18 protein-coding genes and 1 tRNA gene are annotated in these 19,921 nt (G+C 38.2%); 7 read left to right on the top strand and 12 right to left on the bottom strand.

The genetic code is table 11. The features are described 5' to 3' along the window. The 3 genes from DD627_RS05400 to DD627_RS05390 all read left to right on the top strand — a co-directional run. Positions 1-594, top strand: a 594-nt coding sequence (locus DD627_RS05400) for an IS30 family transposase (protein ID WP_286984587.1), incomplete at its 5' end; no start/stop codon positions are given. Positions 595-1,067: 473 nt separating this feature from the next. Next, complete coding sequence (locus DD627_RS05395; protein ID WP_260275106.1) at positions 1,068-2,780, top strand: ABC transporter ATP-binding protein; 1,713 nt, start codon at positions 1,068-1,070, stop codon at positions 2,778-2,780. Positions 2,781-2,890: 110 nt separating this feature from the next. Further along, a tRNA-Lys gene (locus DD627_RS05390) sits at positions 2,891-2,963 on the top strand. A 148-nt stretch (positions 2,964-3,111) separates the two neighbouring features. Here DD627_RS05390 and DD627_RS05385 read toward each other — a convergent pair. From DD627_RS05385 to DD627_RS05375, 3 genes are all read right to left on the bottom strand, one after another. Continuing rightward, a complete protein-coding gene (locus tag DD627_RS05385; RefSeq protein ID WP_260275107.1) occupies positions 3,112-4,458 on the bottom strand; it encodes a dihydrolipoyl dehydrogenase family protein in 1,347 nt (448 codons plus the stop codon). Positions 4,459-4,519: 61 nt separating this feature from the next. Further along, positions 4,520-4,957 carry a MarR family winged helix-turn-helix transcriptional regulator gene (locus tag DD627_RS05380; protein WP_084254236.1) on the bottom strand — a complete coding sequence of 146 codons (438 nt, stop codon included), beginning with the start codon at positions 4,955-4,957 and terminating at the stop codon, positions 4,520-4,522. A 75-nt stretch (positions 4,958-5,032) separates the two neighbouring features. Beyond that, positions 5,033-5,893, bottom strand: a complete 861-nt coding sequence (locus DD627_RS05375; RefSeq protein WP_260267913.1) for a MurR/RpiR family transcriptional regulator — start codon at positions 5,891-5,893, stop codon at positions 5,033-5,035. Positions 5,894-6,074: 181 nt separating this feature from the next. Between DD627_RS05375 and DD627_RS05370 the strand changes: the two genes are divergently transcribed. Next, positions 6,075-7,091, top strand: coding sequence for a Gfo/Idh/MocA family oxidoreductase (locus tag DD627_RS05370; protein WP_260275108.1), 1,017 nt, complete (start codon positions 6,075-6,077; stop codon positions 7,089-7,091). Positions 7,092-7,104: 13 nt separating this feature from the next. After that, positions 7,105-8,079, top strand: coding sequence for a Gfo/Idh/MocA family protein (locus DD627_RS05365; protein ID WP_068805322.1), 975 nt, complete (start codon positions 7,105-7,107; stop codon positions 8,077-8,079). 77 nt (positions 8,080-8,156) lie between these two features. Here the strand turns inward: DD627_RS05365 and apf are convergent, their stop codons facing one another. Continuing rightward, a complete protein-coding gene (gene apf / locus DD627_RS05360; protein ID WP_286984585.1) occupies positions 8,157-8,726 on the bottom strand; it encodes an aggregation-promoting factor in 570 nt (189 codons plus the stop codon). Positions 8,727-9,229: 503 nt separating this feature from the next. On the opposite strand from apf, the gene DD627_RS05355 reads away from it, so the two are divergent. Next, on the top strand, positions 9,230-9,598 hold the full coding sequence (locus DD627_RS05355) for a DUF1304 family protein (RefSeq protein ID WP_057784096.1): 369 nt from the start codon (positions 9,230-9,232) through the stop codon (positions 9,596-9,598). Between the two features lie 64 nt (positions 9,599-9,662). Here DD627_RS05355 and DD627_RS05350 read toward each other — a convergent pair whose 3' ends face one another. From DD627_RS05350 to DD627_RS05330, 5 genes are all read right to left on the bottom strand, one after another. After that, positions 9,663-10,205 carry a C40 family peptidase gene (locus DD627_RS05350; protein ID WP_260267511.1) on the bottom strand — a complete coding sequence of 181 codons (543 nt, stop codon included), beginning with the start codon at positions 10,203-10,205 and terminating at the stop codon, positions 9,663-9,665. A gap of 226 nt (positions 10,206-10,431) precedes the next feature. Beyond that, the gene (locus DD627_RS05345; protein WP_057784098.1) at positions 10,432-11,628 is read right to left on the bottom strand and encodes an MDR family MFS transporter; all 1,197 of its coding nucleotides are present in this window, start codon (positions 11,626-11,628) and stop codon (positions 10,432-10,434) included. A gap of 111 nt (positions 11,629-11,739) precedes the next feature. Then, positions 11,740-13,134 carry a replicative DNA helicase gene (gene dnaB / locus DD627_RS05340; RefSeq protein ID WP_057784099.1) on the bottom strand — a complete coding sequence of 465 codons (1,395 nt, stop codon included), beginning with the start codon at positions 13,132-13,134 and terminating at the stop codon, positions 11,740-11,742. 98 nt (positions 13,135-13,232) lie between these two features. After that, positions 13,233-13,685: a 50S ribosomal protein L9 gene (rplI, locus tag DD627_RS05335; protein WP_057784101.1), complete on the bottom strand. Its 453-nt coding sequence runs from the start codon at positions 13,683-13,685 to the stop codon at positions 13,233-13,235. Between the two features lie 5 nt (positions 13,686-13,690). Continuing rightward, on the bottom strand, positions 13,691-15,718 hold the full coding sequence (locus DD627_RS05330; protein ID WP_057784103.1) for a DHH family phosphoesterase: 2,028 nt from the start codon (positions 15,716-15,718) through the stop codon (positions 13,691-13,693). Between the two features lie 281 nt (positions 15,719-15,999). Here DD627_RS05330 and DD627_RS05325 point away from each other — a divergent pair, with 281 nt between their 5' ends. Further along, on the top strand, positions 16,000-17,187 hold the full coding sequence (locus tag DD627_RS05325) for an MFS transporter (RefSeq protein ID WP_260274733.1): 1,188 nt from the start codon (positions 16,000-16,002) through the stop codon (positions 17,185-17,187). A gap of 167 nt (positions 17,188-17,354) precedes the next feature. On the opposite strand, the gene DD627_RS05320 is transcribed toward DD627_RS05325, so the two are convergent. The 3 genes from DD627_RS05320 to rpsR form a co-directional block, all read right to left on the bottom strand. Then, entirely contained in the window at positions 17,355-18,716 is a 1,362-nt protein-coding gene (locus DD627_RS05320; RefSeq protein WP_260267505.1) for an FAD-dependent oxidoreductase, read from the bottom strand. 30 nt (positions 18,717-18,746) lie between these two features. Further along, on the bottom strand, positions 18,747-19,427 hold the full coding sequence (locus DD627_RS05315) for an EAL domain-containing protein (protein ID WP_260274734.1): 681 nt from the start codon (positions 19,425-19,427) through the stop codon (positions 18,747-18,749). A 251-nt stretch (positions 19,428-19,678) separates the two neighbouring features. Next, positions 19,679-19,918: a 30S ribosomal protein S18 gene (gene rpsR / locus DD627_RS05310; RefSeq protein ID WP_057784110.1), complete on the bottom strand. Its 240-nt coding sequence runs from the start codon at positions 19,916-19,918 to the stop codon at positions 19,679-19,681. Between the last annotated feature and the right edge of the window lie 3 nt (positions 19,919-19,921).

Here is a 19,921-nt window from a genome sequence, read left to right as displayed (position 1 = left end):
GATTTGGTGGAGAAGGCTAACCGCCGTACTAACCATCACTGGTCAAACAAGCATCGACGTTTAGCTGGTAAAAGTATTGAGGAACGTCCTAAACGTGTCGACAAACGCAAGGAATTCGGCCACTTTGAGATTGATACTGTAGTTGGTAAACGCAGTGGACATGAAAGTGTATTATTGACCTTCACGGAACGTAAAACTCGTTATGATATTGTTCGCTTGATTGAAGGCAAAGATGCTGATTCGGTATCGTATGCACTTAAGGGGATTTGTGCTGAATTTGGTGATCTTATTAAATCTGTTACTGCTGACAACGGAACGGAGTTCACAGCCTTGAATGAAGTCTTAGACGGCGTAGCTGACATCTATTATGCCCATCCGTATAGTTCCTTTGAAAGAGCAACCAATGAAACTCATAACCGCATGATTAGACGATATTTACCTAAGGGACACTCATTAGATACGATTGGTCCCAAGACGGTTTCAATGGTTGAAAGTCGTCTTAACCAATTACCGCGACGTATCTTGAAGTATCAAACCCCAAAAGAAGCTTTTCAAATTGAAGCAGCACGTATTCGTAAAGCATGTAGTGCGTAGCCATTATCTTGACCTTCAATAGATATTCTGACTTGTTCTTGCAATTTCCGAAGAAAAAATTTTAAAAAAGTTATTTTAAACAATAATAAAATATTTTTATACAAAGCAACCTCTGAGGAAATCGAAAAGTTTATTGCTTATCTTATGCAATTTGATAATAAAATTGTAACCATCTATCTATCAAAAAACTGTTATCTAATGGCCTCATTAGCATTTCAATCATACAATTCACGAGACTATTTCACTTTTGGAGAAATCGTATTGCTATTAGACAAGTTTGATTTTTCATTAATTGTTCAAAAAACATTAAACTATGTTTTTACTCTAAACAAGAGATCAGATGGTCAGTTTGGCTTCTTAGATATAGTAACAAAAGATGAAGCGCTTGAACGAAATTCAATTTTAGAAAAACAGTATATTTCTCAGACTACGTCCGTCTTTTCGTCTATTCATACTTTATTGGAGGGATACTCATGAAAAAAAGTAAACTCATACAATTATTAAAAGGTCTATCAATTAGTAAATCTCAAATCATATTTGCCAGTACTTTATCAGTTTCTTCAGCAGCAATTCTTTTGTATATGCCACTTCAGGCAAAACAGCTAATCGATAATTTTGAAAACAAATTTAATTTACCTAACATTTTAGCTCTGGGAGCAACGCTAATTATTCAAGCAATTCTATCTGCCATTTCTTATTACTTGTTAACTCGTTTAGCTGAACGAACTGTTAAACAAATTCGTGAAAAGGTTAGTAGCCACCTTCTGAATGTAAAACAAGAATATCTGGAAAACAATCTTTCTGGTGATTTGGCTAGTAGCGTCGTCACGAACACCGAAACGATCAGTCGCCTTTTATCCAGCTTACTGCCAAATGTAGTTAGTGGCTTAACTTCCGTAATTGGTGCTTTATTTTTCTTGTGTATCATGAGTTGGCAGTTAACTTTAGTTGTTTTTGGCGCCTTAGTCCTTCTAATGATCGTGATTTCACCAATTTCAAATGTTACCAATCAAACTTATGAAGCGAGCCAGGCCAAGTCCAATGGTTTAGTCGGTCAACTGACCAACTATTTTTCCGAAATTAAGCTTTTGAAAAGTTCCAATGCTCAACAAGAAACTACAGGTAAGATTAAGCAAGAAGTGACTGCTCTCTATCTTTTCGGAATCAGAATTGCGAAGATTAATTCCATTATGGATCCGCTCGTCACCACAGTCATCATGGCGACTATTTTAGTTATTTTTGGATTTGGTGGTTATTTAGTTTCAGTCAAAACAATTACAATTGGCACTTTAATTTCATTTCTTTTGTTTGTCTTTCAGATCATCACACCATTTGCCAACGTCGGAAACGTTATAAATGATTTTCAAGCTAGCAATGGAGCTGCTAAACACTTGATTGACTTGCTAGATTTAAAGGAAGAAAATTACTCAGGAAAAATCAATTTTAGCTTGAAAAACAGTTCAATTAATTTTCAAAACGTGAACTTCTCATATCATGCGGCCAAAGAAACTTTGAAAGACCTAGATTTAACTTTTAAAAACAACAAGTTAACTGCGTTAGTCGGGCCCAGCGGTGGTGGGAAATCAACTATTATTTCGCTTCTAGAACGTTTTTACGAGCCAACTTCAGGTGAGATTCTCCTTAACAATTGCAATATCGACAAGCTGAACTTAAAGAGCTGGCGTGCAAAAATTGGCTATGTCCCTCAACAGACAAGTGTTATTGGTCAAACTCTGCGCGAAAGTTTACTCTTTGGTTTAAATGATCATCAAATTTCGGATGCGGAAATTCAGAACGCTCTAAGACAGGCCTACCTATCTGATTTCATCGCTAAATTACCTAAGGGTTTAGATACACCGATTGAAGAACATAGCGCAAATTTATCCGGTGGTCAAGTACAGCGCTTAATGTTAGCACGAGCCCTCTTGCACCGACCCGAATTACTGATTCTGGATGAATTCACGTCCGCATTTGATAGTGACTCGGAAAAATTTATCAAACAGTCTATCAATAATTTACGTAGCCAAATAGGAATTGTGATTGTAGCACATCGACTCTCAACTATTAAAGATGCAGATCAAATTTACTTTATCAAAGATGGCACTGTAGCTAGATTAGGAACCCATGAAGAATTGATAAAACATTTACCACTATACCGTAAATACGTGGAAGAACAACAACTATAAACGAATAAACTACATTTCAAAATTCTTAGCTAGATTCATGGAAAAGTTTGGCAGCCGGGGTTGCCAATGCTAAAAATATATGATAATATACTTAAGTCGGTTAATGATATGGGTGGTTAGCTCAGCTGGCAGAGCAACGGACTCTTAATCCGTGGGTCCAGGGTTCGATCCCCTGACCACCCATAAATACCAATTAATCAGTAATCATGCTGCTATTCGTAGCCGTGATTGCTGTTTTTTTATACTCGTACTGTTATACAGGAACACAAGTGATTATGCAAATATTTGCTTTGAGCCAAAAAAAGAAGGAGAAATAATTTCTCCTTCTTTTTTAATCTTGATGAAGCATTGTACTAATAAGGCTAATGATACCAATTGAGGCACTTGGGAAAGCAAAAATCTTTTGGTTCAGTTGATTGGCTGATAAACGATCATCAATGATAAACGCAATTAAATTAATTAATTCAGGAGCATCATTTCCATAAATGCTAGCTCCCACCAAGTAGTTTTCTTGGTCAAAAACCAATGTAATCTCAGCATCTAACTCATTTTTATATTGAAATAAGAGTTGTTTCCCATAAGGTAACTTTTGCGTATGGTAATGGGGCGACTGCTCAGCTCCTTTAGGTGTAACTCCCATTTGGGCAATTCTTGGTAAACTATAAACCACACTTGGAATAGCGGGGTACTTAATTTCCTCTGTACTTCCTAATACTTGTTGGGCAATATAATTAGATTCAAAAGTTGCTGTCGGGGTTAAACGCGGAATCTTTTTATCAATCACATCGCCGCTCGCATAAATATTTTTAACGGCTGTCCGTAAATGATCATCGACCACAATGCCACCACGGGTTGTTTTAATACCAACGTTCTCAAGACCGAGATTTTCAACATTAGCAATCCGGCCAGTGGCATCAACCACGTAATCGGTAGTAATGGTACGCTCTTTATTCGTCAAAACTTTGTACTGATCACCATCTTTTTTAACTTCAGTAACTGCTTCATTGAAGTTAAATTGAACTCCGTTTGATTTCAATTTTTGAATAAGCTTAGCCACAGATTGTTGATCAAACGCACCTAAAGCATGGTCTGTGAATTCCACAATTTCTACGGTAGCTCCTAGTTCACTTGCCATTGTTGCAAATTCGATTGAAATAACACCAGCGCCAATGAAAGTAATATGTTGTGGCATCTGTTTAAGATCCAAGAAATCACGATTATCATGCAAATAATTTTGACTAGGGATATTCAGTTTAGCCGCCCGCTGACCAGTCCCAATCACAATATTTTGAGCTTCAAATTCTTGATCGTTAACTGACACAGTATGTTCACCAGTTATTTTTCCTTCACCCATTAAAACATCGATACCCAATTGTTTAAATAAGCCTGCCATTTGAATAGGCAATGGATCAATTGCCTTATGTTTATAATCCATTAGAGCTGACCAATCTACTTTAGGAGCATCCGAGATCCCAATCCCTTGGTACTGCTTTAACCGATCTAAAAGTTCAAATGGGCCATCTAGTAAAATTTTAGGATCACAGCCATAGTTTGTACAAGTTCCTGCAATTTTATCCTTTTCAACAATGGCGACTGTTTTACCAGCCTGACTTAAGGTAACCGCAGCATGCCAATTTGCATGTCCGCTTCCAACAAAAATAATGTCATATTTTTTCATAAAAATTCCTCCTAGCGTTAATTTAATCGTGCACGACTAATCTGATGTAGAAAAAAGAAATTTATGCCAAAATTGCTTTCAGTTGATCAACTAGCTTATTATTTATTTTTAAGGCGTCTTCGTATTCCTTAATATCAAACGCCTCGTGACTTGCACAATCGCCAATTGCCTTATAAATAGCCATTTCCTGTTGCTTAGCAAGATTCGTTAATTTAATAACCAATTGGCGATGATCATCATCCGGTTGGATCCGTTGTACCCAGCCTGAGCCTTCAAGTCGTTTCAAAAGTGGCGTTAATGTATTACTGCTCAAATGCAGCTTATCCCCCAACTCATGTAAGGTTTGCGTGTCTTGTTGCCAAAGGGAAAGTAACACTAAGTATTGTGGGTAGGTTAGTCCAAACGGTTTCAACGCTTTTTGATAGAATTTTGTAAATAATCGGCTCGCATTGTAAACCGAAAAACAAAGTTGGTTAGTTAGTTTCATTTCATCATCAATCAATTTTATTACCCCATTTCAGTCGTGCACGATCATTATAGTCTTTACTTCATTTATTTACAACTTAGCTTCATTTTAGAATAAGTCATCTGTATTTAATAATTCTTGGGTTTGTCGTTGATTCAATAAATTCTTTGTATAGGCATGTCCATACATAATAGAGAACAAAGTATCCAAAATATATTCAAATGCGATTTGAGAAGCAAACGTACCAATTTTACTTTCATTTTCGTTTTCATCTTGCGTAGAAACAATGGTTAATTTATTTTTGGTACGTACTTTAATCTGGCGATTGCCAGTCAATAAAATTGTCGGTACCTGCTTTTTTTCCAAAAAAGCCATAATCTGCGTATATTCTGGAATGTTTGCCCCATATGATATAAACAAAACACAATCCGTTTTGTGAATGTTGGAAACGACCCATTTCTCATCCACATACTCTTCGGCAATGACGGGAAAAATATCAAGCTTAATTAATTTATTTTGAAAACTGCGGGCTCGAATCTGGGAATCACCACGACCGAAGAAGAAAAGGCGTTTAGCATCTAGTAATCGCTGGGCCGCCTGCTCAAGTTGTCGCGGGTCAATCTGGGCTTGGGCACGTTTGATCGCTATGCTGGTTAAATTTGCCATATTTTTAGCAATCGTCGTAACCGAGTCGGTGGGATTAAACGGAAAATTAGCGTCTACTGCCCCTAAAGAAACCAATTGCTGAGTCAGGCTATCGCTAGCAGCCAGTTTTAATTCCCGAAAACCTCCATAGCCCAGTTTTTTAGCCAACCTCACAATGGCAGAATGCGACGTGTAAGTGTCAGCGGCCAACTGTTCAACCGTGATGGCTGGAATATCCGTCAAATGGCTTTCAATGTACGTCTTAATTCGTTTTTCGTTGTCTGTTAAATCAGGTTGTTGATCTAATCGCTCAAGTAGCGCCAAATTAACCACTCCTTTTTTAATTTTACAGTTACTAAAGTTCCTAATTTTTGGCCCAAATGTTTAATAAACTGGCTCCTCATCTCAATAATACTGATACTTTCGGCCAATCTGCCAATATCAATAGCTTTTATTCAGCTGAACTCCCTATACTGAATTTATCAAACTTAGGAGGTCATTTTAAATGATTAATGTTGCTTATATTGGCAATGGTAAAAGCACCAATCGTTACCATCTACCTTTTATTTTAAAACTCAAGGATCGATTTAACGTCAAAACAATTTATTCACCCAGTGGCAGAATTCGGTGGACTAAAATTCCTGATGTGCACTACACCACCAGTTTGGACGATATTTATAACGATCCAGAAATTCAATTGGTTGTCGTCACAACTCCTAGTCAGTTCCATTATGCCACAGCAAAGGACGCTTTGAGCCATGGAAAAAATGTCGTCGTGGAAAAACCTTTTGCCGAAACCGCAGACCAAGCCCGCGAGTTATTTGATTTGGCCAAACAAAAACATCTCTTTATTCGATGTTACCAAAATCGACGGTTTGATTCAGATTTCTTGACGGTTCAAAAAGTCATCAACAGTGGCCTTCTGGGCGACTTATTGGAAGTTGAGTCCAACTATGACTATTACCGTCCAGAAGTTCCTGAGCAAGCTCCTGGGTTCAGTAAAATCAATAGTTTTCTTTATGGGCACGGGTGTCACACTTTGGATCAAGTTCTCAGCTTTTTTGGTAATCCCGATACCGTTCATTATGATGTGCGCCAGTTGTTAGGGAGCGGTCATATGAATGATTACTTTGATATCAGCATGTATTATGGTCAAATGAAGGTTCGTGTGGCTTCCAGTTACTTTCGGATTAAACCCCGACCAAGTTTTGTTGTTTATGGTAAAAAAGGCATGTTTGTCAAGGAACGTATGGATCGCCAAGAGGAACATTTAAAGCTATTTTACATGCCGAATCACGAAGATTTTGGGATTGACCGTCCAGAAGACTATGGCACTTTGACTTACTATGATGATAATCAAAACTACCATGAACAAAAGGTCGTCACCATCAACGGCGATTACAGTCGCGTCTATGCTGGCGTTTACGCAACTTTGGCTGAAGGTCAAAAGAAACTCATTAAAGATGAAGAAACTATCCAACAAATCAAGATGTTAGAACAAGGAATTAAACAATGTCATTAGGAGGATTCAAATCATGAAACTAGCAATTTTTGGTGCCGGTAAAATCGTCAATGATTTTGCATCTATTGTAGACGATCTACCTGGACTTGTCGTCAACGCTATTTTTGGTCAAGAAAAAGATGTGCCTGCCATGCAAAAATTACAAAAAACAGCTCATATTGATGAAATTTATACCGACTTAGATAAGTGCTTAGCAACCGATACAGATACTGCTTATATTGGTTTACCTAATGCCTTACATTTTCAGTTTGCCAAGGCCGCGTTGGAGGCCGGAAAAAACGTCATCTGTGAAAAGCCATTTACGTTAAACGAGCAACAGTTAACTGAATTAATTAACCTGGCAGAATCAAAACACTTAATTCTTTTAGAAGCGATCACAAATCAATACTTAGCTAACTACAAGCAGCTTAAAGCCGATTTATCGAAACTGGGAAACATTAAAGTTATTTCTTGCAATTACTCGCAGTATTCCTCGCGTTATGATGCTTTTCGTAAAGGAACCGTATTGCCAGCTTTCAATCCCAAACTGGGTGGTGGGGCCTTAATGGATCTTAATATTTATAATATTTATTTCATTGTTGGCCTACTAGGGGCACCTACCGAAGTTCACTATCTAGCTAACGTCGAACGTCATATCGATACTTCCGGCGTTTTAATAATGAACTACCCAAAAACTAAAGTTGTCAGTATCGGGGCAAAAGACGTGGATGCGCCTGTGACAACCACGATTGAAGGTACTGAAGGATCCATCGTGGTAAGCGGCCCTACTAATGTTTTGGACCACTACACCATTAAATTACGCAATCAGCAATCACAAATCGTCGACGTTAAAGTTCATCCACATCGTATGTTCCAAGAATTCCTGCAATTTACGAAGATTGTGGATTCTCACGACTTAAAATTTGCCGAACAACAGTTACGCCAAGATGAAGTTGTCATGCATGTAATTGACCAAGCCCTAGCTGAAAGTAAAATCAAGTTAGGTTGAGGTTCAACTATATTCATAGTATACAAAAAATCGTCCTTTCTAATGAAGGACGATTTTTTAGTGGTTATATTTTTATCTTAGTACCAGCCATTTGCTTGCCAGAATGCTTTAGCAGCTGACCATGAACCGTAACGTGAAGATACGTATAAGTTAGCAACTTTTTCTTGGTTTGCAGCTGAATAATCACCATTTAAGTATGAAGCACTTAATTGGTATTTACCAACGTACTGGCCATTACGTGCTGTATATGAACCGCCTGATTCTTTGTTAGCGATCCATGCTTTAGCAGATGATGAGCTACTTGTTGTACTACTCGAACCTGTGGTAGTTGTTGTTGAAGCAGTCTTTTGTGTTGCGGGAACAGTAGCAACTTCTTTCTTAGTAGCTGCTTTAATTTCGCCGTCGCTCTTAAGCAATAACTTTTGACCAACGTAAATTAAATCAACGTTCTTAATTTTGTTTGCTTTTGCTAACTTGTTGTAGTTAGTATCATTATTAAACTTATATTCAATACCTGAAAGTGTGTCGCCTGATTTAACTGTATAAATTTGATCGGCGTGGGATACTGTAACTAGCAATGTAAGACCAAAGAATAATGCGGCCATAAAGGCTACTGCGAATTTTGTTACGTTATTTCTTAATGTCATATGTGTTTGCTCTCCTTGTGTTTTTAATCTACCTAGTACAATACACTCCAATTGTTTCAGTTATGTTTCAACAACATTTATATTCATTGACCTTCACGCAGGTTCATGTCATCTTTTTGTAATATAAGTCCCGAAAACATTTAATTTAAGTGAAGTTAATCATACTTCGTCCTTACTCACACTAAGGCTAATAAAGCTAACGATAATTTTCAATATGTTAGCATAATATTGTGTACTTTTTTAATTTTTTTAGAAAAGTTTCTTTATTAAAATAAAAATCTCATATTTGGTAAAACTTTTCAAATGGACGTTTCGGTAACGTGTCTAGTCCCTTTATAGTAAAAAATTGTGCTTCAATTTAACATCAGCAGGAAGGATTTAAACTATAAATGTATTTGGATATACTTAATTTCTTTATTTCACTCTTATATAATTTTCATGATATTTTTCACCAAATTCTCTATAATTGGATGTATACCTTTTATTAAGTTAGGAGTCCTTTCATGATATCAACAATTGCTGTTTTAGTTAGTCTAATTATTGCTTTAGCACATATTTACTTTCTATATATAGAACTATTTGCTTCCTACGAAGTCGTTGGTAAATTTTTCAACATCCCAGTAAATATTGTTAAAAATGCTATGATACAAAGATTTATTCAAAATCTTGGTTTGTTCAGTGGCTTTATTGGATTAGTTATTATCTTGACCTTGATCATTGTCCCTAGTGGCCCAATGAAGTATATGTTAATTTTCTTAAATCTATTTGTACTTCTAAACGGAATTTACGAAGGTTTTGTTTTTTCAAAACGTTTCTTCTGGTACGAAGCGTTACCGGGAGCCATCGCCATCTTGTTGGCAATTTTTATGTAATTAAAAATGATTTGCAAAGAAGAGCCAAACTGAACTTTGCAAATCATTTTTTTAATTTTAATTACTAAATCACATGGCCAGAAAAACTAGGCATAAAGCCACTGCTAAGTGACTGAACTGACACGTATTGGCCGGGGGCAGGAGCGGCAACATATTTACCATCACCTATGTAGATTCCCACGTGGTAACTTGCCCCTTGCGATCCCCAGAATAATAAATCGCCCGGTTGTGCTTGTGCAACAGTCTGTTTTGTCACATGACTTTCTTGAGCAACCGTGTAATGACCTAACGATTTTCCAGCCGCATGTGCGTAAACCCAATCTGTGAAACCAGAACAATCCATGCCACTTCTTGATTCGCCACCCCAAACGTAAGGGATATGCATCTTGGCTAAACTTAAAGCCTCTGAAACTACAGCACTGTTTCCGGTGGAACTGGTCTTCACCATTGTTTGTACAGTTTGACTATTTTCGGCAGTTTGAGTAGCAGAATATTGTTGATTACCACCATCGTTCGCATTAGCGCTGGCCACGCTAGCTGATCCTAATGTAATTCCAGCGACTCCAATTGCAAGAACAAGTGCATGTTTAAAATTTGTTTTAATCATAGACGCCCTTTCGGTTAACTTATTTCTTATCATTATAACAAGTAACATATTAACATGCACACAATACGAACATTTTTAAATCTATTTACAAGCTCCTTTCAAAATATTACAAACGATTACAATTATTTGAATCTGCCCACTTCATTGATCTACAATTTCCCCAAATAATTAACTTCATCTGAAACAAAAAAATCAGTACTTTTCAGTACTGACAAAGATTATCAACTTAATTGTATTCCGTTAACTCATGTTTACTCCGCTCAATCATTGCAATATTAACAAACAAAATTAAAGCAATAATTACAGCCGCAACCACAAACAACGAAACAAATGAGAGGGTATCGATAATTAGACTTCCTACTAGCGGACCCAATGCACGGCCAGCTGATGGAAACGAACTTGCCAATCCTTGATAGCGTCCCTTCATCCCATATGGTGATAAGAGATTAGCAATTGCCGGAATTTGTGGAAAGGTAACTGCTTCGCCAATTGTCAAAATAATCATTGCAAGCACAAATGCAATATACTGTTTGGCGAAAACCAAAATGACAAAAGAAGCAATTAAAAATAACATACCAAAATAGACTTGATGAAAAGGATCTTTGAAAATCTTTCCACCTTGCCAACTTAGTAAAGCTTGCACAATTAAAATGAAGAACCCATTCACTGTCCATAAGAAACTGTAATTTTTTAACGGAATATGCAGACTCAACATGTAAACCGAAATATTACTGTTCCACTGTTGATAAAAAATCCAAATTAAAAATAGACTAATAAACAAGGTATACATCACAACTGAATTGATATGCGGTAACTTTTCGGTCTTGGAAGCCACTTTCGCATCAGGATCCATTTGATGCTGACTCTTTGGAATTTCCCGTTTCACATGATAATTTAGCGCAGCTACGAAGAAGAAAACAACATATAAGGCAGTGGCCACTGCAAATAACGGCGCAACATTATCTTTAAACATAATTCCAACAATTGCAGTACCAACCATGACGCCCAGGTTTTGGACAAAATAAATCATATTAAACACAAAGCGCCCATCGCGGCTATGCACCGTGGTTCCTAGAGCGTTGACAAATGCCATAATCCAACCGGTTCCTAAGCCAATCAAAACAAGCATAATTGGATAGACTGGCCATTTATTTGAAAACACAAGTACCAACATGCTTAATGCCGTGAAAACAATCCCACCCAGTAATAGGTAGTAACCATCATGTTTATCAAACAATTGTCCCGCTGTAAAAGAACCAATGATACTTGCAACTGAGTTTAGTAAGAGCACAATTCCCACAATTGTGAGTGAATGACCCAAGATGTTATGCATGTAAACCGTTGTCAGGGGCCACACAAAACTCATCCCAATACTATCTACCATGGATCCCAAGAGTAAATACCGTAATTTTAATTCCTTCATCGTCCTCTCCTTTCCTGTAAAAACTAACTTAAATTAACTTAAAAAAGTGCATAAATGAACAGTTTCACATAAGGTTCCGAAGAGCTACGCAAAACTGTTTTTTGTGACTACTTAATTATTATCTGGTACATACGCAATTGGGGCAAACTTATTATATGATTTCACAAATAACAGTTTTACGGTTCCTCGCGCCCCACTTCGGTTTTTCTCAATAATGACTTCAACCGGTCCGACATCAGGTTCACCCTCTTGTTGTGGAGCTGAATTCTGATTGTCGCTATCGTCGTCTTCATCCCGATCGTAATAATCTTCACGATATAAGAACGCCACGATATCCGCATCTTGTTCAATTGATCCAGATTCACGAATATCAGACAAAACAGGTCGTTTATCCTGACGTTGTTCCACGCCACGAGAAAGCTGTGAAAGTGCCAATACAGGTACTCTTAATTCTTTAGCCAGTTTTTTTAGTTGTCGCGAAATCGCTGAAACTTCCTGTTGTCGGTTTTCTTGACCAGAGCCTTCAATTAATTGCAAATAATCAATAACAACTAAACCCAAGTTGCCCTGTTCCTTGGCCAAGCGACGACATTTGGCTCGAATTTCTGCCATTTTGATTCCCGGAGTATCGTCAATATAAATATTGGCTTTTGCAAGGCTACCCATAGCAATGACTAAGTTTTGCCACTCTTCCTCATTTAGTTGGCCAGTACGCAAATGGTTGGCATCGATACTACCTTCCGCACAAAGCATTCGGTTAACCAGTTGATCAGCGCCCATTTCCAAACTAAAAATAGCCACTGTTTTATCGGTTTTGGTACCGATATTTTGTGCAATATTCAAAGCAAAGGCCGTTTTTCCGACGGCAGGCCGGGCAGCTAGAATAAAAAGTTCATCTGGATGTAAACCCGCCGTGATTTTATCCAGTTCACTATAACCTGTTGATAAACCAGTGATTTCATCTCCGTTTTGGTAGAGCTTGTTAATCTCGGTCATGGAATCGGTCAAAACATCGGAAATTTTCTTAAACCCAGACTGATTACGATTTTCTGAAACTTCCGTGATTTCACGTTCTGCTTCATCTAAAACGGTACCGACATCTTCATCTTGTTGATAGCTCTTGGTCACAATCTTAGTGGCAGCTTTAATTAACCGTCGTAAAATGGCCTTTTCTTGCACAATCTTAGCGTAGTAAACCACATTAGCTGCAGTTGGTACCGAAGCCGCCAATTCTGCAATGTAGCTTACGCCACCCACATCATCCAATTGATTTTGAGCGGTTAGTTTATTGTTCATTGTGACGACATCAATGGCCTCATCTTCATCATTTAGCGAAACCATCGCCTGAAAAATGATTTGATGTGCCCGTTGATAAAAGTCTTCTGGGGTTAAATATTCCATTGCGTCAACTAACACATCGGAATCAAGGAAAATTGCCCCTAAAACGGCTTTTTCCGCATCACTATTTTGTGGCGGTGTTTGATTTTCTAAAATGTCATTATCCATGTTCTTACCTCTGATGACTAGGAAATGTTCCTAAACAAATTTGTGTCTGTCTAACCTGTAATCAGACAGCCAACTTCACCACAAAACAATTATTGCTATTATTTTTCTGCAACATGAACACGAATTTTGGCTGTTACTTGTGGATGTAACTTAACTGGTACATTCGTGTATCCCATTGAGCGAATTGGTTGGGTGAGTTCAATCTTACGTTTATCTAATTTTAATCCGAACTGTTTATCTAATGCTTGGGCAATTTGTTTACTAGGAATTGAACCGAACAAACGGCCATCAGTGCCTGCTTTAGCAGTCAATTCGACAACTGTCTTGTCATCTTCTAAAGTGACCTTTAATTGCTTAGCGGCTTCTAAAATTTCTTCTTCATGTTTTTCTTCAGCACGTTGTTGGCCTTTCAAACTGCTCAAAGCACCTTTTGTTGCCAATTCAGCCTTATGATTTTTAATTAAGAAGTTTTGCGCGTAACCATCAGGAACCTCTTTGACCTGCCCGCGCTTACCCTTACCTTTAACATCTTCCAAAAAAATTACTTTCATCAGATTCACTCCTTTTCATCGTCTTCATTTTCTGTATCATTTTTCTTTTCTAAAATCTCAGTTAAGGTCGCTTTAACTTCAGAAACACTTTGACCTTCAATCTGAGTTGCTGCACTACCTAAATGACCGCCGCCACCCATTTGTTCCATAATGAGCTGGACGTTAACATCCCCCGCACTACGCGCTGAAATACCAACTTGTTTTTTCGATCGACGCGTAATGACAAACGACGCTTCAATTCCTGATATCGATAACAAGGAATCGGCTGCTTGTGCGGCAGTAACCGGATCATAATCCCGATCATCTTCACCAACACAAACTGCTAAATTCTTATTAATAAATTCCACCGACTCAATTAAGTGGTTGCGCTGCAGATAACTATCAACGTTTTCCTTCATAAAGTGGCGAATGAGATTCTCGTCAGCACCAACTGATCGTAGATAACTGGCAGCATCAAACGTCCGCGTCCCAGTTTTTGTGGTAAAGGACTTAGTATCAATTTCAATTCCGGCTAACATCCCAGTTGCTTCAATTTCATTAATTGGTTCACTATCTTTAGACTGGTATTCAAACATTTCTGTAATGAGTTCACACGTTGAAGAAGCATAGGGTTCAATATAAACCAAAACCGGATTTTCTGGAAATTCTGTGCCTCGGCGATGATGATCAATAATCATAACTCGATTTTCAAGCTTCTTGTAAAGCTCAGGAGCCGTCGTTAATGATGGTTTAGAATGATCAACCATAATGAGTAAGCTTTGGCTATTGGCATTCTCTAAAGCCGCTTCAGGCGTAATAATGGACTCCTTGATAGAAGGATAGTCTTCCAAAGACGTTAACAAACGCCGCACATCAGAATGCAGGTTATCTTGATCGAGCACAATCCAACATTGTCGGTTGTTCATTTGGGCAATCCGGCGAATTCCTAAACAGGCTCCTAAAGAATCCATATCAGACTGCTGATGCCCCATCACAAAAATTTGATCAGCTTGCGACATTAATTCAGTAACCGCCTGACTAATCATCCGTGCTCTAACTCGTGTCCGTTTTTCCATTGGATTAGTCTTACCACCATAGAATCGGGCCTGGCCATCTGGTGACTTGACAACAACTTGATCACCACCACGTCCTAACGCCAAATCCAAATTACTTTGTGATAAGTCAGCCAAATTGTTTAAATCTTGATCGCCATATGCAATCCCAATACTTAAGGTGATTGGAAAGTTTTGTTTAGAGGTTGCTTCCCGAATCGTATCCAGAAGCTTGAAATTATCAGCTTCAACCTTCTGCAAGACTTCCGCATACATCAAAACAAAAAAATGATCATCATCAACTCGTTTTAAATACATGCCAAACTCTTGAGCCCAGCTAGAAATTTGATTCGTCACAAAACTGCTCAAACTGGAAACATCCGAATCGGCCATAGATTGCGTGACTTCATCGTAGTTATCCAAGAAAACTTGACCAATGACGACCTGCGAATTATCGTAGGCTTCTTCAATCTTGGCATACTTGGTAATGTCCATTAAGTACAAAACGTGGCTATCTTGTTCAACCAGTAAGGTAAACCGACGATCCCCCCAAACAACGGGAACGGTCCCTTTTTCATCCCGGTGATCTGCTAACATTTTTGCCAAGTCTTTATCGACATCAACTAATTTTTTTCCAAGCACATCTTTATCACTTAAATAGCCCTGCATATACGGATTAACCCACTGGACTTGGTCTTCATCCCCATAAATCAAAATTCCCAGTGGCATGCGCAATAGTGAATCCTGTTCACTACGTTTAATTCGAAATGACAGATCAGAAATGTACTTTGTGGTTTCTTCATTCACACGATGAAAAGTGTCGCTAATAAAAATGCTTCCCAAAATGAGAAGTACCAATAAGACGACTCCCAATACCCAGTTATAATAAAACGCAACTCCCGCGCCAACGAGTGATAACAAAATAATATAGATTGCCAACAAGCGTAAGCGGGGATTCCGCATAAACACCGGAATCCTTTCTGCTAAACGTAATTTTTTCATAGTTTCTCCTCGAATTGTGTACTAGGTTTATTTTATCACAAAGACCCCTGACAAAGAACCGTCACTACTTTACAGATCGGTAACGCCTCCTAATACAAAAACTCGGCAATGCTTTACGAAAGTGACATTTTTGTTTAAACTAAATTGATTACGGAGGTCACAACATGTTAAATAACCGTTTATTTCACTGGTTAATTATGCGAATCGAAAACCCTTTTCCGCCATTAAACTAAAACTAGTCGTCTACTTTTAGTACTCATTCAAACGAAGAAGGTAAAAATTTGGATTCACAAAAAGAGTTATCTGGAAAAAAAGTTCTATTAATGGCCTTTGCCACAGGGATCATTGTGGCCAATTTAAATTATATTCAACCAATTGAAGGTCTCATTGCCATAAGTTTTCAAGTTTCAAAAGCTACAGTCGGTGTGGTTGCCATGTTGACACAACTGGGATATGCATTCGGCTTACTTTTAATCGTTCCGTTGGGCGACATCTTTAATCGCTATCATCTTATTCAGGTGATGTTGGGATTCTCAATTTTGGCGTTGTTCATGGCCTTTTTTGCCCCGTCTATTACAATTTTTGGCGTTGCTTCCCTACTAGTGGGAATTACCTCTGTGGCACCTCAAATTATAATTCCTTACGCCGCTTATCTAGCCCCTAGCTTGCATCAAGGGAAAGTTTTGGGCAATGTCCTCAGTGGTTTGCTAACAGGGATTTTACTTTCACGCTCGGTCAGCGGATTGTTGGGGAGCGTTCTTGACTGGCAGTACGTTTACTTAATTGCAGCGTTCATCTGTACCATTTTGTTGGTGATCTTACACTTGTACTTGCCGCGTGATCCAAGACAACATCAAAGAATGAATTACGGCAAGGTTCTAGCTTCCTTGCCCAAACTTCTTGCTAAAGAAAAACATTTACAAGGTTCCGCCATTAATGGTTTTTGCCTGTTTGGTGTTTCCAATGTTTTGTGGTCAACACTTGCTTTCTACTTAGCAGATCAATATCATCTCGGGAGTGGTGTGGCTGGTTTGTTAGGTTTATTGGGCATCACTGGTGTCTTATTTGCTTCAATTATCGGCCGCTTAGTTGATACCTATTCGCCAAGAATGACGATTGGCTTAGGGATTCTCTTTTCAACGTTAGCCTTTGTTATTTTTGCTTTTATTGGCCAATTATTTATCGGTTTAATTGTAGGCATTGTGTTACTCGATTTAGGAACTCAGTTTGGTCAGGTTTCCAATCAGGCTATTGTCCAATCCTTGAGTCTCGAAGCCAGCAGTCGAAATAACTCCGTCTTTATGTTTAGCTACTTTTTAGGCGGTTCTTTAGGAACATTTTTCGCAACTCTGGCTTGGAGTCATTTAGGCTGGGTAGGCGTTTGCAGTGTCGCCGCCGTTTTCTTAATTTTGGCGCTGCTTGGTCATTTACTCTTAAAGGAACCCCAAAAATTGCAAAAGGTTGGGTAAAAAACTGACTAATCATTTTGGCATTAGTGCAAAGCTAATGCTTTTTTTGTTGCCATAAAAAAACAAGCTGGGGAAATGTTTTCCCAGCTTGACTTAAGTTTATGAACTTGTCTATTCAAAATGTGACCTGAAACTAGGTGTTTTCACCTTTTGAGTCATGCTAATTTCTATTTTACCTTTTGAGCTTGTCGTTCCTGTTCAATAGCCAACTGGGCAACCAAATTCAAATAGTTAAATGGTTCATCATAGTGTGGCTGGAATAGCATATCGACAAACGCTAAGTCATCAATGGTGTTGTTATTTTGAATACAAACCGAAATCGTGTTTGCAGATTGGGCAACTTCATGTTTGCTATAGAGTTGTGCTCCCAGAATTCGCCGATTACTGCGATCATAGACAAGCACGATGGTCAGCATGTCTGTTGTTGGCATGTAACTTGGACGATAATTGCCCTTATAAACAACTGAGGCTGCGTTTAAGCCTTCTTTTTTAGCCCCCGCTACAGTTAGCCCACTAGAAGCCAGCGTGTATCCAAACAACTCCATGGCTGATGTGGCTTGAGTTCCCATATATTTTTGAACTTCGCCAAAAATATTTTTACCAGCAAGAGCTCCTTGACGAACTGCATTCGTGGCCAAAGGAATGTAGGCATCATTATGTGCCGGATTGAAATGTGAAATACAAGCATCCCCAGCTGCATACACATCAGGATTAGAGGTTTGCAAGTAATCATTAATTAAAATAGCTCCGTGGCGGTCCATATCAACTTGTCCACGCAATAAGTCAGTGTTTGCCATAAATCCAGTACTAACAATTGCTAAATCTGCTTCATGGCTCGTTTTATCAGTTTGAATGATTACTTTATCATTTTGATCGTCACCTTGAAAGGCTTCAACCCGCTCATTCAAATAAACATGTACCCCATGCTTTTTTAGCAAACTTGTAATTTGATCAGATAAAGTTTTATCTACATAATTGTTTAGAACTTGGCCGTGCGATTGAATTAATGTCACTTCATGATCTGTATCCGCGTATGCCTCTGCCAGTTCAACCCCAACATAGCCACCACCTACAATTGTGATGTGTTTATGAGTTTGAGCTGACGTATAAATTTGTTTAGCTTGTTCATAGCTTTTACAGAGTAAAACATGCGAATCATCAATTCCCATCAATGGTGGCACCACAACATACGAACCGGTTGACATAATTAATTTGTCATAATTATCTGTAAAAACCTTTTTATTATCCAGATTTTCAACGATAAGTTGATGCGTTTTAGTGTCAATGCTTAGCACATCATGTCTAATGCGAACTTTAGCTCCTTGTTTAGCAAGATCTTCTGGTGTTGCGTAAAACATATCTTCAAGTCGTTTAACTTGGCCATTCAAATATAAAGAAATCCCACATGACAAAAAAGAGACATTATCGTTCCTCTCATAAATAGTCACCTCTGTATCCGGATGTGCTTTAAAAATTTCTGTTGCCGCTGCAATACCAGCATGCGTACAACCAACAATAACGACTTTCATAATAATGTCCTTCTTCCCTAAAAAATTTACTTAGTCTGGATCATCTGGTTTAACTTTAAGTAAATAAGGTTTGCCATAATAATAGCCCTGTCGCAAATCAATATTTAATTTATCGGCTAGTTGATCATCAGCCTTATCTTCGATTCCTTCAAGAATGAACCGTAAATTTTCCTTTTTAGCAATATCCCGCCAGTAAATAACTTTTGCTTGAATCGCTGCATCTTGGAAACTTTGCTCAAAGTTCTGGAGTGCAAATTTGAGTTCACTCACATATGGGATCAACTCTTGAATTTCTTCATACTGATTATCACCAGTTCCAACATCATCGAGACAAAGTTCCATCCCCCGTTGAATAAATCGCTGTAACATCGGTTTCAAATCAGCATTTGTAATGGATTCATCCTCAGGTTCTTCAGTGAGTTCCACATTTAATTTTAAGGGACGTAACTGATCTTGCGAGCGAATTAGAGCCGCATTGATTTTGGGATCCATCATTTGTGTGCGATTCAAATTGACAGATACTGACCCGATTTTAAACACTAGTCTACTGGTAGCTGCCGTCAACATCTCCGCGATAATTGAAACCGGAATATCGGAAAAATGCTTAGGCGGTCGCCAACCATCAGTAGTCCGCCGTCTGATCAGTAATTCATACCCAATAAGCGAGTTATTCACCTTATTTAGTTGTGGTTGAATAAAATACCGATACATTCATGTTCCCCTTTTTTTATGTATTAACTATCTATTATTATAAAGCATTTTTGTATAAAAAGTTGGTATAATTTTGAGTGGCCTGTCACTAACTAATCCCTTTATAGATACGGAAACTCCTTAATAAGCTGTGACGTTGTTATTATACACTTCTGTACTATCTCAATCTAAATAATGCTGCTAGTTTGCCCATTTTCAAGCGATTAAAAAAGACCTTCCAAATCACTATTGATTTGAAAAGTCTGAATTAATTATTCTTCTGAAACGAATGGAAGTAAGCCCATGATCCGTGCGCGTTTAATTGCAATTGTTAAACGACGTTGGTTCTTAGCACTTGTTCCGGTAACACGACGTGGCAAAACCTTGCCTCGTTCTGAAATGAATCGTTTCAGTAAATCTGTGTCTTTATAATCGATGTATTCGATATGGTTAGCAGCGATGAAGTCGACTTTACGACGACGACGATTTCCGCCTCTTCTTTGTTGAGCCATTGA

The organism is Pediococcus sp. (genome assembly GCF_003533255.1).
Taxonomy (GTDB): domain Bacteria; phylum Bacillota; class Bacilli; order Lactobacillales; family Lactobacillaceae; genus Pediococcus; species Pediococcus parvulus.
This window is presented reverse-complemented; position numbering and strand designations above follow the sequence as displayed.